17 protein-coding genes are annotated in these 21,636 nt (G+C 41.4%); 2 read left to right on the top strand and 15 right to left on the bottom strand.

Annotation, left to right across the window (positions count from 1 at the left end):
- Positions 1-22: 22 nt before the first annotated feature.
- From IQ31_RS23110 to IQ31_RS23065, 11 genes are all read right to left on the bottom strand, one after another.
- Positions 23-1,648, bottom strand: coding sequence for an ISL3 family transposase (locus IQ31_RS23110; RefSeq protein ID WP_145328944.1), 1,626 nt, complete (start codon positions 1,646-1,648; stop codon positions 23-25).
- Positions 1,649-1,686: 38 nt separating this feature from the next.
- On the bottom strand, positions 1,687-2,103 hold the full coding sequence (locus tag IQ31_RS23105) for an ATP-binding protein (RefSeq protein ID WP_145330370.1): 417 nt from the start codon (positions 2,101-2,103) through the stop codon (positions 1,687-1,689).
- 137 nt (positions 2,104-2,240) lie between these two features.
- Entirely contained in the window at positions 2,241-3,023 is a 783-nt protein-coding gene (locus tag IQ31_RS23100) for a hypothetical protein (RefSeq protein ID WP_145330368.1), read from the bottom strand.
- 434 nt (positions 3,024-3,457) lie between these two features.
- Positions 3,458-5,101, bottom strand: coding sequence for a PepSY-associated TM helix domain-containing protein (locus tag IQ31_RS23095; RefSeq protein WP_145330366.1), 1,644 nt, complete (start codon positions 5,099-5,101; stop codon positions 3,458-3,460).
- Positions 5,102-5,107: 6 nt separating this feature from the next.
- A complete protein-coding gene (locus IQ31_RS23090) occupies positions 5,108-5,386 on the bottom strand; it encodes a hypothetical protein (protein WP_145330364.1) in 279 nt (92 codons plus the stop codon).
- Positions 5,387-5,396: 10 nt separating this feature from the next.
- Positions 5,397-5,729: a hypothetical protein gene (locus tag IQ31_RS23085; protein WP_145330362.1), complete on the bottom strand. Its 333-nt coding sequence runs from the start codon at positions 5,727-5,729 to the stop codon at positions 5,397-5,399.
- Positions 5,730-5,758: 29 nt separating this feature from the next.
- The gene (locus IQ31_RS23080) at positions 5,759-8,164 is read right to left on the bottom strand and encodes a TonB-dependent siderophore receptor (protein ID WP_145330360.1); all 2,406 of its coding nucleotides are present in this window, start codon (positions 8,162-8,164) and stop codon (positions 5,759-5,761) included.
- 133 nt (positions 8,165-8,297) lie between these two features.
- Entirely contained in the window at positions 8,298-9,014 is a 717-nt protein-coding gene (locus IQ31_RS23075; RefSeq protein ID WP_145330358.1) for a DUF4198 domain-containing protein, read from the bottom strand.
- A gap of 154 nt (positions 9,015-9,168) precedes the next feature.
- Positions 9,169-9,342, bottom strand: coding sequence for a hypothetical protein (locus IQ31_RS27440; RefSeq protein ID WP_158638959.1), 174 nt, complete (start codon positions 9,340-9,342; stop codon positions 9,169-9,171).
- A 60-nt stretch (positions 9,343-9,402) separates the two neighbouring features.
- Positions 9,403-10,215 carry an MBL fold metallo-hydrolase gene (locus tag IQ31_RS23070; RefSeq protein WP_145330356.1) on the bottom strand — a complete coding sequence of 271 codons (813 nt, stop codon included), beginning with the start codon at positions 10,213-10,215 and terminating at the stop codon, positions 9,403-9,405.
- 76 nt (positions 10,216-10,291) lie between these two features.
- The gene (locus IQ31_RS23065) at positions 10,292-11,719 is read right to left on the bottom strand and encodes an L-serine ammonia-lyase (protein WP_145330354.1); all 1,428 of its coding nucleotides are present in this window, start codon (positions 11,717-11,719) and stop codon (positions 10,292-10,294) included.
- Positions 11,720-11,934: 215 nt separating this feature from the next.
- Here IQ31_RS23065 and IQ31_RS23060 point away from each other — a divergent pair, with 215 nt between their 5' ends.
- Positions 11,935-13,482 carry a glycoside hydrolase family 10-like protein gene (locus IQ31_RS23060; RefSeq protein WP_145330352.1) on the top strand — a complete coding sequence of 516 codons (1,548 nt, stop codon included), beginning with the start codon at positions 11,935-11,937 and terminating at the stop codon, positions 13,480-13,482.
- Between the two features lie 92 nt (positions 13,483-13,574).
- Here IQ31_RS23060 and IQ31_RS23055 read toward each other — a convergent pair whose 3' ends face one another.
- Both IQ31_RS23055 and IQ31_RS23050 read right to left on the bottom strand, forming a co-directional pair.
- On the bottom strand, positions 13,575-15,281 hold the full coding sequence (locus IQ31_RS23055) for a glycoside hydrolase family 3 protein (protein ID WP_145330350.1): 1,707 nt from the start codon (positions 15,279-15,281) through the stop codon (positions 13,575-13,577).
- Positions 15,282-15,821: 540 nt separating this feature from the next.
- Entirely contained in the window at positions 15,822-16,364 is a 543-nt protein-coding gene (locus IQ31_RS23050) for a TetR/AcrR family transcriptional regulator (RefSeq protein WP_145330348.1), read from the bottom strand.
- A gap of 217 nt (positions 16,365-16,581) precedes the next feature.
- On the opposite strand from IQ31_RS23050, the gene IQ31_RS23045 reads away from it, so the two are divergent.
- Positions 16,582-19,323 carry a TonB-dependent receptor gene (locus tag IQ31_RS23045; protein WP_145330346.1) on the top strand — a complete coding sequence of 914 codons (2,742 nt, stop codon included), beginning with the start codon at positions 16,582-16,584 and terminating at the stop codon, positions 19,321-19,323.
- Between the two features lie 41 nt (positions 19,324-19,364).
- Here IQ31_RS23045 and IQ31_RS23040 read toward each other — a convergent pair whose 3' ends face one another.
- Positions 19,365-20,039, bottom strand: a complete 675-nt coding sequence (locus IQ31_RS23040; RefSeq protein WP_145330344.1) for a response regulator transcription factor — start codon at positions 20,037-20,039, stop codon at positions 19,365-19,367.
- Positions 20,040-20,102: 63 nt separating this feature from the next.
- A complete protein-coding gene (locus IQ31_RS23035; RefSeq protein WP_145330342.1) occupies positions 20,103-21,539 on the bottom strand; it encodes a sensor histidine kinase in 1,437 nt (478 codons plus the stop codon).
- Positions 21,540-21,636: the final 97 nt, after the last annotated feature.

Here is a 21,636-nt window from a genome sequence, read left to right as displayed (position 1 = left end):
GGTTCTTCCCCACTTTTGGTGGTCAAGACGGAGCGTATACTACACGTTTCCTCAATAAGTCAAACCCCGCTCTACCATACATCTGCCTCTTAATCATTTTCAGTCGGTTCACGTTTCCTTCCACGGGACCATTACTCCATGGTAAGGTGAGCGCATTTTCAACAGCGGGGCAATCGGCGAGCAGTCCTTTTGCGAATGATGCTATTTCTTTTAGTCCCGAGGTGCTTGATTTCTCGATCCACTCCCTCAATTTTGTATCGCCCGACTTCTCAGCCATTATTTTACGGAAGGATTGCACTAGGATAAAAGTCTTATTCAGCTCTTTGGAGGATTTGCATAATTCGCGGATGATATTCCGTTGGTCATCCCACAGATTTTGTTGATCTGACAGAAACCATATCGCCGCTGATGATGTTTTAAAAGTTGCTGCACCATGATTCGGTAATTCTTTAGTGAACCCAGCTTTTTTGCCCACTCGGATCCCATAGAATTTCAAGCCTTCTGAGAAAGTTGAATAGGCTCCTTTATATCCTTGGGTTCTGAGCTCCTGCCACAATGTGGTGATCAATATGCTCGGCTCTTCCTCCATACGCTTTTTTATATGCGTAAAGAATTTTTCAAGCGGATTAATCTTGCATTGAGATTTCCGGGGCAAGGTCTCCATGTCCAGATAGTTTTTGACGGTTTGTCTGTGCATGCACAGATGCCGTGCCATGGCACGTATGGAATATCCTTTTTTCTGTAATTCCTTCAGTTGCTCAAACCGCTTTAAGCGGATCCCGCCATGAGCTGAATCCGGAGAGCTTCTGTTTTCAGATAGTGTGCTTTGATTTTCAGCTATTTGTTGATCGTCAACCCGCAACTGCTTATTGGCCAACAAAGCTGTGGCTTTGCTGTAATGCCTGATCAAAACTTTCTGTACCGCCTCACTTAAATTTTTCAACAAGTGCCAACGATCGGTGACCTGGATAGATTGGGGAGCACCCAAAGTAATAGCTTTTCGATAGTTACTGTATCTATCCCGGCTCATTACTTCAATCTCTGGACGTTCCTGTAGCCATTTACGCAATGTCTCCTGTTCACGGTCTGGTAATAGATCTATCACTTTCCCTGTGTGGAGATTGACCAAAATACTACCGTAACTTTTCCTTTTTTTGTAAGCCCAATCGTCTACGCCAATGGCGGTTACACCTTTTGCTGGTGAAAAATCGCATTTTTCAATCAACCGTAGTATAGTCGTATCGCTCGTGGGTATCGACAATATGGTACAAATCCGCTGAGCAGGCCTTCCTCCGGCAAGAAGCCCAAGTTGTCTGATCTTACTTTCCAGACGCTCAGTCCTCCGTTTATATGGCCTGAAATGACTCTCGAACCTCTCGGTGAATATTTTGAACGGACATTCGTCTTGATGACAATAAAATTTACGAGAGCGAAGAATAATTCTGGAAGTTTTACCGAAGACAGGAAGGTCTGTGATCTTGCGGGTGTAATAGCTGTGGATTCTTTTCGAAGTGATGCAGCAGTTTGGGCAGACAGCACTTTGGGTAGTACTCTGCACATAAACTACCAGTACATCTTGCTGGTTATCTACTGATATAATCCTGAAGTTATCACCATCGTCCGAAAAAACAAGTTTTGATGCATTCATTAAAATATGAACGCTAATTGAAGACAAATATGATGGTATTACCACCAAAAGTGGGGAAGAACCAGCTTGCTCCAGTATATCCACTTACGTCCTGTCAATGGCTCATGTGTATTCGTTTTTAGCTCAAGAGCCGAGGATCCGCTGAGGATAAGCTGGACATCTTTAAATTGGTCGTGTATAATTTTCGCCGTTAAACCTATATTTTCGATCCTTTGTGCTTCATCAATAAATATAACTTTAGCTTGACCAATAATTGTTTCAATCTCTTTTGTATTAGGGCTGTTGAGATAAGTCCGTATCAGGGGATCATCTCCATCCAAAAATAAATAATCGACACCAGAGAGTATCTCTTTGATTAGTGTAGTTTTACCTACTTGCCGCGGACCAATTAATAGGATAGTTTTTCCTTTAAAAAGTGCTTGCTCTAAATTATTTTTGATTAATCGCTGTATCATAACCCACTTTATATTCACCAAAAGTAATGCTTTTTGGTGAGTTTATTCACCAAAAGTAATACTTTTTGGTGAGTTTAAATATTATAAAACGTAAAAATTAGAAATAGACAGGTCAAATAATCTATAGATCATCGCAATTATTCCCAATCGAGTTCATCATCGCTTGGCTGGATGGGCGGCAACATCTTATTTGCCTCTTTTTCTGGGAAAAACATACACTTACCATCTCGTATCAAGATGACATCGATTACTTCTGCGGTCATCAATGTGGTATCATTGGACAAAAATTGTTCAGCTTCATCAGGTGTTTTCAGCCAACATCTGACAGTACTCAAACATAATACCAGTACGTTTATATTATCCTTCAATGGAAAGAATACCGAACGGTCCTCCAAACTATGTCCCTGCTTCAAATCCAGATCTTTGCTGCTCATCACCGTAATAGCATTCGGCTCATCAAGCTGAATCAGGATACAATACTTCTTTATCACCAACTTGGCCAATCGCTCATGAATGGACTCAAATTTCAAGATGCTTTTTAATGAACTCCTTATTTCAACCTTATTCTCATCTTCATTATAATAAGCGACTGGTTTATTGACAAAGAATCGCCCCAAACTGGTCTTTAGGGAAAATCGAAAACCTCTCAAGGGAGATACATCACCATAGCCCAGTTTAAGGCTACCTAAATCATGTATCTGATCGTTACGGACAGCTTTGTACAGCGCTACTTGCAATCGAGTATAGGTCGAACGAGTGCAGGCAAAAGGCTGAATGGGCTTAAGTGTCTTATATAAACGACTGGCCAAAATGTTATTGCGAGCAAAATCATCTCCGGCCGATTGACTAAATTCGCTGACTTTATAGCCTTCCCCTTTCTTTCTATTCGGATTTTTAGGACTTTCAAAGAGATTGAACATCAAATCAAGGTATTGGTAGTACCTAAAATACAATAATAATCTTATTATACCAAACACAAGTGCCCTCAAATCCCCTAAAGTCCCTTCAAGTGCCCTCAAGTGCCAACGGTATATGGGAACGAGCCGGCTATGACTGCGGATTGCTTCGGGACTGCTTCGCTATTTAGCCAGTTCTGCTTCGATCATTCTTCGCCAACAAGGCAAACAAAAGGCAGAAAAAAAGCAAACACATACCGAAGCAGTCCCCACTTGTACGGGAACAGTATACAACAAACCAACTATAGTTAGCAAAGCCAAGTTGGCGGAATGTACTGCAAAACCAGCCCTTGGCGGCACTTCCACCACACCGCCTATACGTTCCAAGGGCACCTTGTGGGCGCCCTTGGAATTAAGAAACGAAGTATACTTACTTCGCAGAGAGAAAAGAATCTTTGTTAACGAATAGTCGCAAAGAATTTTTTAGTCTTGTTATAGGCGATTATACCGATGATACCGATCATCAGCCATAGAAAGTCTACGACAAAAATATCCCGCTGTCCGTTGTGAAATGTATCCCAAATCCAGTTTCCGGTCATAAAACCATTGACTAGCGGTATAAAAAATGCCAGGATGCTTCCGACCAGCAAGGTTTCACGATTGGTACGTCGGATGCTCCTTCTGATAATATAATACAGTGAAAATACAAGCCAGCTATAGAAATACACACGGTAAATAAAGTCCTGGTTGACCTCTGGGCTCAATTTAATCGCAATGAACGTCAGGGCTGTAACAGGCAGCATGGTCAAACATATTGCCGTAAAAATATTTGCCGCCCAGAAATTGAATTTCCGTTTCCGTGGAATTACATTGTTTTTGTCACGTGCAACCAACCAGATTAATATACCCGAGATAATGACCAGACAACCCATGACCCCTAAAATAAAGTACACCACCTTAAGCGGGTAGCCGCCATAGTCGCCATAATGCAGGCGGTATAAAAGACTGCGGACACCATCGGCATAAGTAGCATCACTGATTGGGGATTTTTCGGCAACCACTTTATTGTCGACTGCTCGCACAGACAATAGCCCCGATCCAGCAAAGCTCTTGTTAAAATGCGGCTCCAGCTCCATGACAACATGCATATTGGAATCCGCATAGTTTTTAACCGTAATACGCTGGAAATCGGATTCAGGCCATTTATATTTTGCCAGATCCAAAAATGGAGCAATTTTAATGTCTGCCTTTAAAGGTTTGTAGGTATAAGGAAAATCGGTGTCGGCGCTAACCCCCATCTCCTGATACATTTTTTGTTGATCACCATCGTACAGCAACTTGCTCAGCGGCAAAGCCAGGACAGAATTAATGATCAAAAACGTACCTGTTACCGCAAAGATAAATTGAAACGGAAAACCAATAACACCCAATGCCGTATGCATATCGGTCCATACCGTTTTCCATTTACTGAAGGGTCTGAACACAAAGAAATTTGAGACGATCTTGTCCCAGTGCAACAATAATCCTGTAATAAGGGCAAATAGGAAAATAAAAGCGGTAATGCCCGCAATAAGATAACCAAATGGGGCTATGCCCACCCTAATGGGCACCTGATTGAGCTGAGCCATGAAATGTAGGCGGAATAAAAACTCCCCCATATCATAATTCTGTGTATAGTCACCTGACTTTTTATTTGCAAAATTATAGGTAAAGTTTTTCGAGTCATCATCGCCACCTCTTCTGCGGCCATTCTTTTTTGCTGCTTTTTGTTCTGGCGTTACCTTCGCTAAATTTTCTTTATTTAGGAGACTGTCATTGGATGCACTAAGCCCCACATAAGCAGAGGTTCCTTCTCGGTGCATATAAAAGGTAATATCACGTCCATGCAAATTTGTTTGTCCTTTGAGTGAATCAAGCAAGCGATCAAAGTTTTGATGATCTTCGCGATAGGTCTTATAGGACGTATTATTCTGCCAGGCAGCGATTTCATTCCTAAAAAATGCAAATGAACCCGCAAAAAATATCACATAAAGGATAGCGCAAATGATAATGCCACTAATGGTATGTGTATTGAAATAGATATTATAATTTCGGTTATTCATGGTCATTTACATTTTGAAAAAATAAGGCAGCGAAAAAACTGCAGCCAAGAGTAAGTATAGTCCCCATATTTTCCATCCGTTCTTCGCAAGAAAAGCAAACAAGAGCAGTACTGCCCATAGGAGATAGCCCGTGAAGCAAGCTGTGACAACAACATCCTTCTTCTCAAAAATATGTGTGACCAAAACATGAAAAGAGAGCATGACAACATAACCACCGATAAATCCGGCTGTAATTTTCAGGAACCGCTGAAAGGGCGTACTGAGGTATTTTTTATTAGCAGGCATATTTAATCGGTTAGGAAATCAATAACTCAACACAAAGGCTAAATACATACAATCCCAAAATTGGGTATAATTTGAAATAGCGATAAGGATTCAATAGGACCACAAGACACATCATGCACATGAAATAGGCAAAAAAAGCAAAAAAGCCCGCGCCAAATCCTTGCATATAGAGAACAGCGCCAAATGGAAAGAGCAGCAGCAACATGCTCAAAGTGCGCACAAACTTAGTTTGTGCGCACAGGTTTTCCAGCCATTGTGGCCTAGGGCCAAATTTCACCTTTTTGCTCGTGTTGTAAAAAAGGTATGCTCCAAAGAGTATAACGACTAGTAATGTACTATACATCGATTCTATAATTTATCGAGATCGTTTATTTAAAATTTATAGGTAACCCCCATGCGGAAATTACGTCTAGCTTCTACGATATAGGTGTAATAATTGACACTTCCTTCAATTTTACTATTAGCCGCACCTGTAGAACCTGCCGTCAACAGTTTCCGGTTATCCAACAAGTTATTCACCATCAAAGAAATACTATATTTTCCACTTTGATAGCTGATACCACCATCCGTTCTTATATAATTCTTAAAGTTACTTTCTTTTGTTGTACCAATAGCACGGTCAAACATACCTTGAACGCTACCTGTGAGGCCTAGACCTTTCAATGCCCCCTGTTGCAGGCGATAGGTTACCCAAGCATTGGCGGTATGCTTCGCCGTATTCGGTGTGATATTTCCGATATTTTCTTCTTTTGTATCTTTCGATATTTTGGAATCTGTCAATGCATAGTTGGCATTCACATTTAATCCCTTGACTATTTCACCCGTGATATCAAACTCTATTCCTTTAGATGTTGTCTCACCAAGCTGGGTCTGAAATTTCACTGTGCTTGTTGAGTGTTCAACATCGTCAACTAAAGCATTCTTACGTTTAATCTGATATGCACTCAATGTAGAAATCCATTTTCCACTGCCCCATTCCTTCTTAATACCGGCTTCCAAATCATTACCTCTTACCGGCTTAAAAGTATTTCCTTCCCAATCGGTCCCCGCTTGCGGCACAAAAGACTGGTCAAATAATCCATACACACTTGTTGATTTGTCTATGGAATAACTTAATCCTACGCGTGGCGTAAATGCTTTATCGGTCCTGTCTGCAGCAGCTGTTTTACCAACTGTCTCTGCAATAGTATAACGCAATCCCAAGGAAAGGCGCAGTTTTTCTTCCAGAAAAGCCATCTCATCATGCGCATAAAAGGACATATAACTTGTTGAAGTCACATAGTTGCTTCCACCGGCACGTACTTTTACAGATTGTGAACGATCTAAAGTCGGGAACACACTACCGTCAATACCATACTTAGGAGCATAAACATTGAGTGGAACAGAAGGAATAGAGTCCAAGATTGGTCTAAAATCACCCCAGAACTTCTTGTTACCATAATCTGCCCCTACTAAGATACGATGGCGCACGCTCCCTGTATATTCTTCACCATTTAAGGAGATTTGACCGAAGCGATTTTCACCATGTTCATCCGCTATGCTATAATTACGTGGCATATCACCATTGGCTTTCATATAATTCAACCAAGTACTCGTCGCTTTCATATCAAAGTTAAAATACGCCATTTGCGCATGCAATTTCCACTTCTCATTTAATTTGTGATCCAAATAGACATAAGCACTATGGTCTTTTAATTTACCAGGCTCCATGGATGGGTCACCGTAGAAAAAATCATTAGCGATATCGGGATCGGCAAATCCTTTTGGTGAAAAGGTATAATTCCCATTGGCTAAATAAGTAGAACCTTGGTAGGTGTATTCAAAAGTTAGACTTGTCAATGAGTCCAGCTTATAGGTTACGACAGGAGCAATAACAACCCTATTATTGTAATTATATTTTGTAAAGAAATCTTTCTGCTGAGCAGCCATATTTAGCCGGTACAATAGCTTTCCATCTTTCCGCAATTTGCCATCAAAATCAACCGCGGCACGATACGTACTAAAACTTCCCATATTGAACGTTGCAGATCCCTTGGTATTTCCCGTAGGCTTCTTGGTCACGACATTATAAAATCCCCCCGGTTCACCATTGGCAAGCATAAATCCTGCAGGTCCTTTTACAAATTCAATCCGTTCGATCATACTCGCATCTTCGGCTGTAGGCCCCCAGGATGCTTCGATATTCATCCCGTTACGAAATGCGGGGATCTTAGAGCCACGCATGCGGATATTAGCATATTGATTGTCCCAGTGCCCTTGGCGTGTAGCCCCACTGATATTACGTGTAATACCATCAACAATGTCGAAAACCTGTTGATCGGCCATTAAATCAGAAGAAATAACCTGTATATTTTGAGGTAACTCCAAGATTGGTGTTTTAAGACGTAACGATCCAGATATACTGTCAAACTTATAATGCTCATAGTATTTACCATAAACAGCGACCTCGTCGATGGCTTGGGACTGGTCTTTTAAGATGATGGGGCCCAAGTTTGTCGCCTCATCTTTTACGTTCACTTCCATCGTATGCTTCCCGTACCCAATCGCTTTTATCTCGATATGATAAACTTTGGATGCAAGCTTATGAAAAGCGAAATGCCCCTCACTATCGGTGCTGGTGGTCACACCTGTATTTGTTAGTTTTACTGTCGCGCCTGTGATAGGCTCAGATTTTTCATTGATAAGAAATCCTTCAATTACCTTGTTCGTCTGCGCCTGTGCAACAGCAAAAAACGAACTAATCATCGGAATGGCTAGAAAAGATATAGTTTTGTTCATGAATGTAGTATAGTAGATGTTTTTTATAGTAGATATTCTTTTTTTTGCAAGGATCCATTGGTGTTTCCCTTGTTTCAAACGAGCCCTTTTTGCAGATGTAGCCTTTATTATTCGGTATGCGTCTTATCTGCGTTTATTTTACAGTAATGAAAGTCGTACTGCCCTGCCAGGCTGAAGCATAGGGTTTTCCTTCATGTTCGCCGGCTGTCTCAGCAAAGGTGCTTGCTTCCAAAACATAAGGACCAGACCAGATCGCATCAAATGTAAGTACACCATTCTCGTCCGCCACAAACTCTTTTCCCCAACCAGTAGCCGAAAAAACAGAAACTTTGGCATGGGGAACAATTTTGCCCAAACTGGTAATCTTTGCCTGTAAACTCTGGCCTTTTTTTGCATTAGCTGTAACAAGCAATTCAATCTGCAATGGATTTCTCACACTGTTATAATCAAGTGCTGCAGGCTTTCCGACAAGAACAGGGACTAGGGAAGAAAACTCATATTTTGTTTTACCGCCTAGATCTTTCGGTGCTTTAACAATAGATAGGAAATAGGTTCCGGCTGCTGTCGGTTGAAATGAACCGCTAAAGTGATCACCTTTATTCGTCAACTGAAGCTTGACGGGTTCCTTTCCTGGCGCATGCAACATTAATGAGAAGTCCTTCACGTCGGAGTACCATTTGTCGACCTGATCTCTTTCATTGGTTGCAAACTCACCGTAATATACTTTTACTTCATGGGCTTGGTTAAGTGTTCCATAAGAAGATGTTTCAATCCAGAGCGCGTGTGCATGACCGGTATGACTACACAGTAATACCGTAAGAAATGTAAAAAATGAAATTAAAATTTTCATAATATGTTGATTGATGTTTAGTTTTCTTCAACTTATTATGGGAGAATCTGCAGGTTTGAGCGATCTCAACAACGAATAAAATAATAAATTTCGTTATCTTGCAAGTTCTTCCATATCCTATATCGGGAGTAACTGACACAGCGTGCTGCTTCAGTCATCTACATCCAGTTGCCGCTGTATGTAGATTTACGCCATGTGATAGATTGCCGTCTATTGCATGGCGTTTTTGTTTCTTTTTGTCCAAATACGCACACAAGGCATTATTTAGACTGATTAAAAACAAAGCAAATATAACAGGAAATCTTTTTAAATCAACTATATTTTTCATTTTACAGTATTCTTACGCTTTTGTTTAAGCAAGTACTGCGAACAGAAAATGAGCTATCAGTTAAGAAGAAAGTGCAGAAGGAATGGAAAAAGCTGCTACAGGAGTCTCTAGCACATGCTTCAGGTCGAATAATTCAGTTTCCTGATAGCGTGTCGCTACATGAAGCTGGATACGTTCGCAATGCGGTTCGAAAGTTTGCTGTACGAGATCAACCGTATTATTTTCACCGGAGAGGTGAGTGAGGATAAGATGTTTAAGGCGATCGGTTTTATAGGCGTTAAACAGTTCGACGGCAACCCGATTTGAAAGGTGTCCCCAACCACTGCTGATCCTATTTTTCAGAAAATAGGAATATCGCCCGGTACGCAACATCTCCTCATCATAATTTGATTCCAGGAGTAATACATCCGAATGTTGAATAACATGCTGTACGTTTTCGCAAGGTCGCCCAATATCCGTAAGTACTCCAATATTATATATTCCGTCTGAAACCAGAAAACTACAGGGTTCTTTGGCATCGTGATATTTGGGAATACCGTAAACTTTGAGCCCTCCGATTTCAACGACTTCGTCCGGAGAGATTATATGGACCAAATGGGATGGAAGATGCAATCTGGTTCCCTCATAACTGCCTTTGGTGATATAGACAGGAAGATTATACTTTTTAGCAAATACAGATAAGCCTCTGATGTGATCAGAATGCTCATGGGTAATGAAAATCGCCTTAATCTGGGTAGGTAAAATACCCAGGTTGTACATCCGGAGGTGGATATGTTTACTATTGATTCCAGCATCGATCAAAATTGCCGAATCATCTTTAGCAATATAATAGCAGTTTCCATTACTTCCGGAGGCAATTGCACAATATTTCATTCGTGGATTCTATTTGTAAGAATATATCTGTTTTACTGCGACAAAGATACGAAAAACAAGAAAACTCAGACAGTCATTAACATTCGGGCAAACTCAATGGAATATTCACAGCCAGTCCACCGTCTGCTGTTTCTTTATATTTAGCATTCATATCCAAAGCTGTCTCCCACATGGTTTTAACGACGGTATCCAAACTCACCTTGGCTTTATCCGGATTCGATTGCAATGCCAATTGTGCCGCAGTAATGGCTTTAATAGCCCCCATTGTGTTACGCTCGATACAAGGAATTTGCACCAGTCCACCGATTGGATCGCATGTTAATCCGAGGTGATGTTCCATGGCAATCTCGGCAGCCATCAGCACCTGACGCTGTGATCCGCCCAAAACCTCTGTCAATGCGCCGGCGGCCATGGCGGATGAAACGCCAATCTCGGCCTGACAGCCACCCATTGCTGCAGAAATGGTTGCATTTTTCTTAAATATCGATCCGATTTCAGATGCGGTAAGAATAAATTGGATAATTTTATTTTCACGCATTCCATCGTGGAACGTAATATAATATTGCAATACTGCCGGGATAACACCTGAGGCTCCATTGGTAGGTGCTGTAACCACCCGTCCGAAAGACGCATTCTCCTCATTGACGGCAAGGGCAAAACAACTTACCCAATCGAGAATATATTGAAAGTTTTGGCCGCCCTCGCGAATAGCCGCTACCCAGGACGCATAATCCTGATAACTACGTCCCTGCATGAGCTTTTTATTTAGTTTGGCTGCTCTCCGTTCGACATTTAATCCTCCGGGCAATGTTCCACCGGTATGACAGCCCCGGTAGATACATTCATGTATAGTTTTATAAATATTCAATACACCGGCTACGGTTTCACTTTCTTCACGCCATGCACATTCATTTTCAAGAACCAGCTCCGAGATTTTCAATCCGGTTTTCATCGTCCAATGCAAAAGTTCTTGTGCGGTATCAACAGGAAATGGGAGGTCTACCTCCGACAACACACTTTCCGTATCATTTTCCTGCACCACAAAACCGCCGCCTATAGAATAATACGTTTCGGTAATTGCCTTACCTCCGGACAGGAAAGCCTGAAAAGTAACGGCATTGGGATGAAAAGGTAGACTTTCAGCGTATAGAAACAAGAGATCTTCCTGATAGGAAAATGGAATCACTCGTTCGCCAGCAATTTCAAGTTCACCAACAGCCTTGATATGCTCCACTTTGGGTGTCACTCTATTAACATCAAAGGTAACTGGATCATCGCCGCTTAGTCCCAGTAGAACAGCAATATCGGTACCGTGCCCTGCGCCAGTTTTGGCCAAAGAACCATAAAGCAAAATTTTGACTTGTTCAACCTCATTCAATACCCCTTTTGACTTGAGAACAGCGGTAAATTGCTGGGCTGCACGCCAAGGTCCTAAGGTATGCGAACTCGAGGGTCCGATACCAATTTTAAACATATCAAAAACGGATATTTGTTCTTTGCTCATAATCTCTTTTATTGCGGTTAACCAATCAAGCCAATGCTTTTGTGAAAACCGCATCTAAATTAGCACAAATAAAGTACAATGTTACCTGCATTTGCATTATTATCAATTTCAAAACCAAGCTCAGGTTCTTTTAACAAGTATCCAACAAACATCTTACATTTTTTAGGGAAAAAGTAAGAAATGCTTCCCTATCTTTGTTGGCTATAATTTATAGAATGACGGGAAAAACATATTTATATTCTCTTTTTACCATTGTTATTTGTTTATTTTCGATTAGAACGTATTCCCAGCAGCTCCCTAAACGGGAATTTCGCGGTGTATGGGTGGCAACCATAGGTAATATCGACTGGCCCTCTGTCAAGGCGGGCAATAATGTCGCACAGCAAAAACAGGAGTTTATTGATTTACTGGACCAGCACCGTAGTGCGGGCTTAAATGCGATTATTCTGCAGGTACGTCCTGCTGCCGATGCGTTCTACGCGAAGGGCAGGGAGCCCTGGAGTAGATACCTAACGGGAAAACAGGGGGTACCACCTTCACCATTTTATGACCCCTTAGAGTTTGCGATCACAGAAGCGCATAAAAGAGGGATGGAACTGCATGCCTGGTTCAATCCGTACCGCGCATCAACAACATTAAATCCTGCCCATTTTTCGGATGACCACATCACCAAGCGCCACCCCGAGTGGTTCTTCACCTATGCCGGCAAGAAGCTCTTCAATCCGGGGATTCCACAAGTTCGCAAATACATTATTGATGTCATCATGGATGTCGTCAAAAACTATGATGTAGATGGCATTCATTTCGATGATTATTTTTATCCCTATCCAGATAGCAGAAATACACCGGTACCGGATCAGATTACTTTTGGTCAATATAATAATGGGATCGAGAAAATAGACGACTGGCGACGCAACAATGTCAATCTGCTGGTGCACGATCTTGGTATTGCCATCAAAAAGGTAAAACCTTATGTCAAATACGGTATTAGCCCTTGTGGCGTTTGGGACAACAAAGACAATAATAGTGATGGCTCAGATACCCGTGGCCTGAGTGCTTACCGGGAGCTGTATGCCGATGGTGTCAAATGGATGCAGGAAGGTTGGATAGATTATATCAATCCCCAGATCTACTTTCCTTTCAAAAATCGCGCAGCAGCATACGAGATCTTAGTTGACTGGTGGCAGAAACACACTTACGGCCGGCATTTTTATGTAGGTCACGGTGCTTATCGCGTTACCGAAAATAAGATCGGCTGGACAGACCGGAGTCAAATACCAAGACAGGTACGTCACCTGAGGGAGGAACACGATGTGGAGGGAAGTATTTATTTCAGTTCCAAATCACTCACAGACAATCTCGTTGGGCTGCAGGATTCTATGCGAAATGATCTGTATCGTACACCAGCTTTACCCCCTACAATGCCTTGGTTAGATAGTATCCCACCCAATGCACCCTTCGGTCTACTGGTTAAAAATTCGGCCAATGGTAAAATGAACACCTTATTTTGGCAAAAACCAGATGCGGCCACAGACGGAGAGTCTGCTTATGGCTATGTGATCTATCGGTTCAACCTCGATGAAAAAGTAAACATCAAAGATCCGGGCAAAATCATCTTTATCACCTTCGATGGAGATAAGCTTCAATATACCGATGACGACATCAAACAGCATCAACACTATAAATATGTGGTGACGGCTATTGATCGCATGAAAAACGAAAGTATTCCCTCAGATAGCAGGACAGCAAACGAAGAAATTTAACACTAAAAAAAAGACCTCTTTCAAAACAGCTTTACTCGTATAGCAAGGCCATTTTTGAAAGAGGTACGGTGTTTGTGTGATTTTATAATACGTTATTTCCCCTGTCCGTATTTAAATTTTTTGTTGATCGTAACAGGAAGTTTTCCTTTCGGTGTATTTTGCCCCAAAATCGTTTTTACTGCTGCTTTCTGCATGAAATCATCATTTTGATAAGCCAGCAAGATTGTTTTTGCTTTTTTCGTTGCTTCAAAACCATCCACAGCATAAACGTTGGTAAATAAAGTCAAGATCGATTTCTTTGCAAATTTCTTCATAAGCCCTTGAACATCTTTATTCAATACCATTGTCGGACGTGGGCGAAGTCTCGTATCATGCACAGCGATAATAAACTGTTTATTTTTCTTGATTTCTTTGGTAATACGCTTAATATCATCTTTACTCATGCTGTCTGTGACGAAATACTGTGTTTCATTGGTCAGCGCACTCGCCAATTCATTCTGGAAAGTCTGATTAGCCGTAATTCCGACATTAATAATAGCCGTAGGCAAATCCTTTTTGAACGATTTTAATTTTTCGGTAGAGTTCAATGCCGTGATCGCTGCATTTGACAGTTCGTCAATAAGCTGAACCGCCGAGGCACGATGTAGATCATTGTATAAATTCTGCTGTGCAGTCGCTTGGTATTTGTCTAAACCCAACCACAATTTGGCAGCAAGTACTCTTTTAACGCGCGCATCAATATCCGCCTGTGCGATGCGTCCCTCTTCAATCGCCTTTAAGATCAAATCGATTGCCCGTTTGCTGTTTTCCGACACTTCAAGTAAGTCATGTCCTGCGATAATCGCCTGTACATCGGCCTCTCCATTTGGAAAAAACTTCTTGACACCTTTCATATCCATCGCGTCCGTGACTGTCAGTCCTTTAAAGCCAAGTTCATTGCGCAAAAGGTCAGTAACTACCTTTTTAGAGATAGATGATGGCATATTAGGTGTATCATCTAAACTCGGAATATTCATATGTGCCACCATAACAGCGGGAGCTCCGGCTTTAATAAGCTCTTTGAACGGATACATTTCCAAGGTATCCAGACGCTTTTTATCAAAAGGGAGCTGCGGTAGATCGTAATGTGAATCCACATCTGTATCACCATGTCCCGGGAAATGCTTGATGGAAGCCAATATACCGCCATCCACCATACCCTCCATATACGCTTTTGCTTTCTGGGTTACATTATATTTATTATCACCAAAGGAACGGATACCGATTACCGGATTTTTAGGGTTATTGTTGATATCCACGTCGGGGGCAAAATTGAAATGCATGCCTATGCGTTGAAAATCCAGCGCAACCTCGCGTCCCATGCGATAGATCAACTGATTATCTTGAACGGCTCCTAAAGTCATCTGATAGGGGAAAGACAATGTTGAATCCGGCATACGCATACCTAATCCCCACTCGCCATCGAAAGTCATCATCAAAGGCACCTTGGACAGGGATTGATAACGGTTGAACATGTCGACATGACGTACGGGACCGCCCTGAAAAACAACCAGACCTCCCAAATGTTCGTCTTGTATCACCTGAGCTACCGAATCAATATACTTCTGACCCAGATTTGTATGTGCCCTAACCAAAAATAACTGAGCGACTTTTTCTTTTGGCGTCAAAGTATTGAATACCGCATCGACCCATTCATGCTGGGAGTTGATGTATTTCACAAAATCTTTTTTGTCCTGAGCTTTCAAAAAAGAAATTGTGCCGACTAATGCCAATATTCCCAGACCGAGTTTTTTGAACATAAATTAGTTTGTATAATGTATTTAAAATAGAAATACTAAGAACGTTATTATTTTGGACATTATGAAATTGTTTTTGCAACAATTTCATATAAACACGCATAAAACAGCATTTAAATACATCGTACAAGGCTACGAAGCTTCACAAATTGGAAAGGATAAGCTAGACGTCCATCAGATCTATTGTTTTACACCAAATTTTCCGGGTAAAACAGGCTACCAAATTGGGGTCTTTTGCGGCATTTAGTCGGTGCTCCTTCGGTACTTGTTCGGTGCTTGGTCGGAGCTTCTTCGGTTGGAACCGAAGAAGCTCCGACCAAGCACCGTTTTATCTGCGTAAGAAGAACGTCTTAAAGCCGAAGTTGGTATCCACTATGAACAGCTTATTTTGCGGCCTAGAACGTATCGAAAATATCAGGAAATCGCTAGGGATTGCATGAAATGCTTATCAGGTAAATGCGATCAGGCTACCTCTTTTTTTATAGCAGCGATAGATCAAGGCGGAAACAAGTTGCAGAAAATAGAATAATTTAACCCTTGCCTCTAGATCAGATTATATTTTTTTTCTAGAAATAACGTCAATTCCATCACATTCTCCAATTCACCAATAGCTTCCTTTTTCCATAGCTTGTCGATAATCAACAAGAGAAATTGTGTTTCAAGATCTGGATTTTCATAGTGCAGATCTTGAAAAGCACGATGGATAATAGGCTGAACGGGTTTCATAAACTGCTCGTGCTGCTGTTTGGAAAAGGGGTGATGCGACAAACGTTCCTGCAATTTCCAAAATAATGGTTCGGCGGTAACCAATTTGTTGGGTAGATTGATCATTGTCCGCAGAAATTCCTTCGGTTCACGATAAGTCATCATACCACGGTGATGTGTAAGGACCTTACGATAACCTGATTTAATCAAATAAACCAGCAGTGCATCTTTATTTCCGAAATGTTTAAAGATTAATGCTTCGGAGACCCCAGCATTTTGGGCAATCGTTTTGGTAGAGGTATTTGTATAGCCTTGATCTGAGAAAAGCAACAATGCTTCTTTCATAATACGCTCTTTTCTACTCAAAACACTTTCTTTCATCTTCTATTCTTTTAATCTATATCCGTATACCACCACACCTCTATACGGTTTTGTTCAGTTGATTTCTAATTCTACTGCAAATATATCTAATCTTTCCATTCACTTGGGGTTATTGTAACTAAAATGATAATAATTCGTAACAAATAGTACCATATTTTTGGGAAATAAAATTATATAACCGTCAACAGTACATTAAAACGCATTTGCACCTCAACCTATGAAGATCAATCTATGGTTCACATTGCTCCTATTTATGACCTTATCGTTATTAGGAACCTGTGCCCTGGCCCAACAGTATATTACAGGCAAATTGCTTGATCAGGCAACTTCACAGCCCATTAGGGGGGCAAGCATCACCATTATCGCGGTAAAAGATTCCAGTAAATCTCAGGTACCTACAGACGTTTTGGGCAAATTCAGCAGCGCAGCACTTTCCAACGGTGATTATCTGGTCACGGCACAACCAATGGGCTATACCATGGATCTTCGGCGGGTAAAACTCAGCGGTCAAACAATTGACCTAACATTTAAACTCAATAGTGCAGAGATTGTATTGGATGAGATCAATATTTCTTCAAGCAGTATACAGGTTAAAGGAGATACGCTTGAATTTGACACCAAGAAATACGTGACACAAGATTTTGCAGATGCCGACGAATTGGTGAAGCAGATCCCCGGAGTTGAAATTGATGATGATGGCAATGTTAAAGCTCAAGGGGAGCCCGTCAACAAGATTATTATCGACGGCCGTGAGTTTTTTAGCACAGATCCAAAGGTCGCTTTGAAGAACCTTCCAGCCGATGTTATATCCAAGATACAAATCATCGATGACAAAACGGAACAAGCTAAATTTAGCGGCTTTGACGATGGTAAACGCATGAAAGTGATCAATATTGTCACTAAGCCCGACAAAAGAAAATCCTATTTTGGCAAGCTCTCAGGAGGCGCTGGTCCCGACCGAAAATACGCCATCAATACACAGGTAACCAAAATGAATCCCAAACGGCAATATTCAATTGACATCAATACCAACAACGTCAATCAGCCCAATGGTTTTGCGCCCCGCGGAAATACTAGAGGCCGTACCGGACAGGGGGTGACGACACGTTTCAATGCGGGGTTCAACTATTTGGACCGCTTTTTTGATGACCGGATGGACTTCAATGCAAATTATACCTACAACTATACGGACAATAATATCCTCAGCCAAAACAAAACAGAATATACAGCAGGCAATCGGGCCAACCAAATCAACAACCAGGAGCAATTAAACAGTACGTACAGCAACAATCATGCGCTGTCGGCCCGTGCGAACTGGAAAATAGATTCGATTCAGAAACTGGACTTTCAACCTAATTTTTCCTACCAGAGCAACGATAGGATTACAAGTTCCATAGGCAATACCTTATTAAATCTTACCGAGATGCTGAATAGTTCTGACCGAAGGAATAAGAGCTTTGGCGAAAATTTCAACTGGGGCGGAGACCTTACTTACATGCGGAGGCTCAACAAACCGGGCCGTACGATCAGTTTTAATATCAATGGTTCCTTTAGCAGCAACAAAAGCCATGCAGAGAATTTTGCACTAAACTCGTATTATAAAGATGGTCTATTCAATCGGATCGACACCGTCAACAACAGAAATTATTCCATTGGTGATAATAATGGTTTTCGCTCCAAGGTGGCTTATACAGAGATGCTGGGTAAATACTCCCGCTTACAGGGGAATTATACTTTTCGGAATACCGCACGTTATTCGGACCGGAAGACCTATGAATTCCTAGCCGAAACCGGTCAGTTAGGCGAATTAAAAAACCGTCTTTCCAATGAATTTCGCAACGATTTTGTTTATCATAGCGGTGGTCTCTCCTACTTATTTAACAAAAAAGACAGTATAAGATTTCAAATCGGCTTAGATTATCAGACTGCAGCACAAGTCAATGACAAATTATTTCCCAATACGCTGACAACAAAAAGCCACTTTAGCAGTCTGCTGCCTAATCTAAACTTCCAGTATAATTTCAATAAGGACACGCGGATTGAATTTCGGTATAATGCAAAGACAAATACACCTTCAATCGAGCAATTGCAGGATTTTATAGACAATCAAAACCCACTTCGTATCAGCTCTGGAAACCCAAATCTCAAACAGGAGTATGACCACAACCTTGTCGTGCAATTCAGATCGATCAATAAAGGCACAGGCAGAAGCTTCACTTCAGATTTTACAGCGGATTTTATTCAACATAAAATCTCTAATACCATTTTCACCACAGATTCGGCATTTACAATCACGGAGGACGTCGTATTGGGCCCTGGAGGACAATATATCAGGCCTGAAAATTTCAATGGGGTTTACAACCTGAAATGGCAGAACAGTCTCGGGTATCGCTTTGAACCGTTGAAACTCAACTTCAACCTCAACAACAATATGTATTTCAACCAGAATTACACCTTGCTGAATCTGGAAGAGGTCAACGCGCAAACATATGGGATGAGTCAGCGCGTCGGCATCAATACTGCATTCAGTAAAGACATTATCATTGGGTTGGATTATAATGGAAATATAGCATTTTCGAAGAATTCAGCGACCGAGAAATCCAATTATTCGGTCTATAAGCATACCATCGGTAATTCTATTGCTTTGACCTTGTTAAAAACCTGGACACTCAATTCAACGTTCAACTACCTATACAATGGTAGCATCCTGAATTCACCGAGCACAACAAGTTTGTTATGGAATGTTTCTGTGGGGAAAAAACTATTTAAGCGCAGGAATGCCGAAATCAATCTTACGGTATTTGATCTATTTAATGACAATAAAAATATCAATCAGCAAGTCAATGACCTTTGGGTACGCGTTTCGCAATCCAACGCTATAACGCGCTATGCGATTTTAAGTTTCACCTATCATATTCGTGGGCTCGGAGGAAAATCGGGCATGAAAAATCGTCGTTAGCCTCAGTGTTCTTGATGTCAATCCACGTGGAACACCGTCGCTCAATCGACGGTAAGCATATAGCCTACTCCTCTGACATTGATAATCTTGATCCGGTCATCCTGACTGAGGTATTTCCGTATCCGGCTGATGAACACATCCAAGCTTCGTCCTGTGAAATACTTATCATGACTCCAATAAGCCCGCATGATATCCTCGCGTGGAATAACTTTATCTTTCTGTTCATATAGCTTCCGCAGCAGTTCACTTTCCCGGAAAGAGAGCTTGAGCACCTCACCTTGATAAGTCAACTGATGTTTTAAACTATCCAGGCTATAATCTCCAATCAGCAGCTTTTGACCGAACAGCATCTTGGGGCTATTTTTTAATAGAGACTCTATCCGTACAACGAGCTCTTCGATCTTAAATGGCTTTTTGACATAATCATCGCCACCTAAACGAAATCCTCTTACAACATCCTCTGTCTGCACTTTGGCCGTCAAGAAGATAATGGGTACCTGCGTGTCTGACTCCCTTATCTTTGTCGCTAATGTAAAGCCATCCATGACGGGCATCATGACATCCACGACCAAAATATCCGGCCGCGCCGCTGTAAATGCTTCCAGGGCTTCATACCCATTGCTGCAATGGGTAACATTAAACCCATTGGCTTCTAGGCTATCGGCAACGATCATTCCGAGACTAGGCTCATCTTCTACATATAAAATTTCAATCATAACACTGTGATTCAATCAAAAATATAACTATCCTATTTTTCTTTGCTGGAAGCCAAGAAAAATCTATTTATAGGGCAAGCGGATACTAAAGGTACTTCCTTTTTCCAGCTCGCTGTCCACAGTAATCTTACCATCGTGTCTTTTTACCACCTGCTTGACATAGGCAAGTCCCAACCCAAAACCTTTGACATCGTGCAGATTACCAGAGGGAACCCGAAAGAACATATCAAAAATCTGATTATGGTATTCCGGAGAAATCCCTTTGCCATTATCTGTAATACGAATATGGACATTTTCCTGCATTTCTTTCACCTCCACCTCAATATAAACTTCCTGTCCAGCATATTTTATTGCATTTTCCAGTAAATTATTGATCACATTCTTTAGGTGGGCTTCGTCGCCATTGATCCTGATTTCATTCGGATGCGCTATTAGCTTAAAGTCTACTTTCTTTGCTTTATTTAACTGAGCAACTTCAATCGCTCCCTTTACCATGGCGACAAGATCGAAATCAGAACGTTGCAAAACAATTCCCCTTGTTGCATCAATATCCATCTGGAGCACTTTTTCAATCATATTGGACAGGTGTTCCAGTTCTTTTTTAGAGATATTCAGATAACGGTTCATCTTTTCCTTATCGTCCTGTACCCCATAAAGCTGTATTGCTTCTATCGCTGCCATCACAGTAGACACCGGTGTTTTAAGTTCATGCGTCATGTTATCGACAAAGTTCTTCCGCAGTTCGGCCATCTTATTTTGGTTGAAAATGGTTTTCATCAAATAGAAGAATGTACCTAGCAGCAGCCCAATCAAGAGCAGTGAGATCAACAGCTGCCAGCTTAAGCTATACAATAGATACTTCCAATCCTCTTGAAATTTGATCACAAGAAATTCATTTTTTTGTGGGTTGACCATCACGGGTCTAGTCCAGGCGAGATTCGCTTCACGGTACTTCTGACGTATTTCTTTGATTTGATCATGCGGAATCGCGACAATCGCCAGTTCAAATGGCACTGATATGCTCTTACTGTTCATCGATTCTTTGAATTTTCTTTCGATCAAATCCAGATTGGCTTTGTTCATCTCAAAGTCGCGGAATAGAAAGGGCGGAATAATAGCGCCTTGGCCTTCACGGTCTTTGGGGAACATTTTTTCCCGTCTATTATGGTTTTCGCGATCAAAGTGTTCGATTTTAGGCCGTTCGGCGCTTACACGTTGCAAAGCCTTATCCAGTTCAGCAGCGGGCACTAAGGTTGAAAGCTCGCGTTTTACATCCTCCAACATCCGATTTCGCTCCGCTTCGGGCCCGTCTAACTGCCTATCACCATTGCGTGTCTGGTATGCTTCTTGGACAGCATTAAAGAGCGAACGCTCAGCAGTAGATAGAAACAGGTCGCGGCGATTGGTATAACTTCCATAAAGCCAAATCCCAAGTACTACAGTGATTCCTGCCCCTATTATAACGATCAAACTGATCAATAATTTAAATCTTCTACCCATAACTAAAACAAATTTAAATTACTAAATTTGCAATCGCTGAGGTAATTAACCATATTTAACAAAATATAACACTGATTAACAGTCCGCATTGATTACT

Source organism: Sphingobacterium siyangense, from assembly GCF_007830445.1.
GTDB lineage: Bacteria > Bacteroidota > Bacteroidia > Sphingobacteriales > Sphingobacteriaceae > Sphingobacterium > Sphingobacterium siyangense.
Note: the sequence above shows the minus strand (reverse complement) of the source record. Positions and strands in the feature narration are given on the sequence as shown.

What these genes read in the sequence shown, in the direction of transcription:
- IQ31_RS23110 (WP_145328944.1), bottom strand. Translation starts at nt 1,648, where the DNA reads ATGAATGCATCAAAACTTGTTTTTTCGGACGATGGTGATAACTTCAGG.
- IQ31_RS23105 (WP_145330370.1), bottom strand. Translation starts at nt 2,103, where the DNA reads ATGATACAGCGATTAATCAAAAATAATTTAGAGCAAGCACTTTTTAAA.
- IQ31_RS23100 (WP_145330368.1), bottom strand. Translation starts at nt 3,023, where the DNA reads ATGTTCAATCTCTTTGAAAGTCCTAAAAATCCGAATAGAAAGAAAGGG.
- IQ31_RS23095 (WP_145330366.1), bottom strand. Translation starts at nt 5,101, where the DNA reads ATGAATAACCGAAATTATAATATCTATTTCAATACACATACCATTAGT.
- IQ31_RS23090 (WP_145330364.1), bottom strand. Translation starts at nt 5,386, where the DNA reads ATGCCTGCTAATAAAAAATACCTCAGTACGCCCTTTCAGCGGTTCCTG.
- IQ31_RS23085 (WP_145330362.1), bottom strand. Translation starts at nt 5,729, where the DNA reads ATGTATAGTACATTACTAGTCGTTATACTCTTTGGAGCATACCTTTTT.
- IQ31_RS23080 (WP_145330360.1), bottom strand. Translation starts at nt 8,164, where the DNA reads ATGAACAAAACTATATCTTTTCTAGCCATTCCGATGATTAGTTCGTTT.
- IQ31_RS23075 (WP_145330358.1), bottom strand. Translation starts at nt 9,014, where the DNA reads ATGAAAATTTTAATTTCATTTTTTACATTTCTTACGGTATTACTGTGT.
- IQ31_RS27440 (WP_158638959.1), bottom strand. Translation starts at nt 9,342, where the DNA reads ATGAAAAATATAGTTGATTTAAAAAGATTTCCTGTTATATTTGCTTTG.
- IQ31_RS23070 (WP_145330356.1), bottom strand. Translation starts at nt 10,215, where the DNA reads ATGAAATATTGTGCAATTGCCTCCGGAAGTAATGGAAACTGCTATTAT.
- IQ31_RS23065 (WP_145330354.1), bottom strand. Translation starts at nt 11,719, where the DNA reads ATGAGCAAAGAACAAATATCCGTTTTTGATATGTTTAAAATTGGTATC.
- IQ31_RS23060 (WP_145330352.1), top strand. Translation starts at nt 11,935, where the DNA reads ATGACGGGAAAAACATATTTATATTCTCTTTTTACCATTGTTATTTGT.
- IQ31_RS23055 (WP_145330350.1), bottom strand. Translation starts at nt 15,281, where the DNA reads ATGTTCAAAAAACTCGGTCTGGGAATATTGGCATTAGTCGGCACAATT.
- IQ31_RS23050 (WP_145330348.1), bottom strand. Translation starts at nt 16,364, where the DNA reads ATGAAAGAAAGTGTTTTGAGTAGAAAAGAGCGTATTATGAAAGAAGCA.
- IQ31_RS23045 (WP_145330346.1), top strand. Translation starts at nt 16,582, where the DNA reads ATGAAGATCAATCTATGGTTCACATTGCTCCTATTTATGACCTTATCG.
- IQ31_RS23040 (WP_145330344.1), bottom strand. Translation starts at nt 20,039, where the DNA reads ATGATTGAAATTTTATATGTAGAAGATGAGCCTAGTCTCGGAATGATC.
- IQ31_RS23035 (WP_145330342.1), bottom strand. Translation starts at nt 21,539, where the DNA reads ATGGGTAGAAGATTTAAATTATTGATCAGTTTGATCGTTATAATAGGG.